This is a genomic window from Aquirufa sp. ROCK-SH2 (genome assembly GCF_054558315.1).
This window is the reverse complement of the sequence record NZ_JBPXKB010000011.1, coordinates 474-2065: the sequence shown is the minus strand read 5'-3', so window position 1 is coordinate 2065 and position 1592 is coordinate 474. Positions and strand designations below refer to the sequence as shown.

The following is a 1592-nucleotide window of genomic DNA, read 5'->3' as shown; positions in this document are numbered from 1 at the left end:
AACAATCACCGTAAAAGTAGTTCTCGCACTTTCCATATTTTGTAAGGTCTGACTCACATAATAATGGAAGGTTCCTGAACTATCCGTTGATGGTGTTGGTGCTGTCATACTCGAAGTCCCTCCCGTTTCAACTGTATACCAATTTAGGGTCGCATTGCTTACCGCTTGTGCCTCAAGTTGATTTGCTCTCGCTCCTAAACAATATGAAACACTATCTCCTGATACTCCTGGTAATGGTGCAGGTAAGGTGCAATGCATACCCAATTGGGTCGTTGTGGCACCTCCAGAAAAGAAATTCGGAGTAATAACACTTCCCCCCTCAACAACAAATTCTTTAGGATTCGACTCCCAATAAGCTGGTGTTGTCAAAGTTGTATCTGTCATATCTTCATTCGTATCAAAGATTAATCGATAAGTCCCATCCTCGAAACTTGAAGATAAGGTAAAATAATGATCTACAACTGGTGAAACAGCTAGTACAGTATTATTGGAATCCAATACCTTAACAAATAAATCATTATTTTCAGGTGGCAAACCAGTTGCACTTTCTGTTGAATAGTCAATAGTTCCATTATTATTCAAATCATTAAAGACTTCCCCATCTATCTGCAAAACTACGGGTTCACAATGACTGAAATATCTACTCGAAAACAAATCCAAATCAGTTGCAGTTACTGATGATAATAAATTCCCTACAGCCAAATTACTAATTGTGCCCGTATATTGAATTTGTACAATTTCATAACTGGAATATGTCGATAAGGAATTAAATCGACTACTATCACTTACAGCAACTATTTTATTAGAATCAAAACCATCTACCAAAACAAACTTTTGTGATTTACCTGCTGGTAAAGTGGTAGGATTTGGCATACTCCATATCGATTCATAATCACAAGAAGTAAATACAACAAATTGATAAAAAGGTGTATTTGTACAATTTGGCAGTACATTGTTAAATTTATTACCCTCACTTAATCCCGTAATAGTCGTTTCAGGACGGACAACTAGGGCATGTATTTTGTAATAACCAGATCCAATTCCACTAAATTCTGGTGAAATATTATTAATGGCCTTGATTTTCCCATCTGCTTGATTAACTAGCACATAGCGTACTACACTTCCAGCGGTATAACCCGTATGTGCCAAATAATTAATGGTTGCTGGTTCATATTGAAATCCAACATTTGGCTCCGTTGGTGCTAATACACCGACCGAATCAACACAACATGTTACGATTTGAACTTGTAATGAATCTGCTTTAAAACTATAACATCCATCAGCCGTTTTAGACCACAAATACACTTTTGAGGTGCTCGAATAGGTGGTTGGGTTCAAAATTCGACTCGCTCGTGTTGAATCCGTTCCTCTCCACCATTCATAACTAATCCCACTAACCGAGGATGGCTCTGCTTGAGTTAAATCTACCGAATTTACATTACAATTATTCGTTAAGGAATCTAATTGAGAAACAGGAATGGTAGGTAAACCCGCATTTGCCACTACTGTCAAAGTACTCGTTGAAGCCTTCACGCAACCATCTGCATTCTTCACTCGTAATGTATAAGTACCAGCAGCTACATTCGTAAACT

Annotated in this window: 1 protein-coding gene; it reads right to left on the bottom strand. The window is 37.7% G+C overall.

The genetic code is table 11. The features are described 5' to 3' along the window. On the bottom strand, positions 1–1592 hold a 1592-nt coding region (locus V7S79_RS12180; RefSeq protein ID WP_459490871.1), incomplete at both ends, for an immunoglobulin domain-containing protein.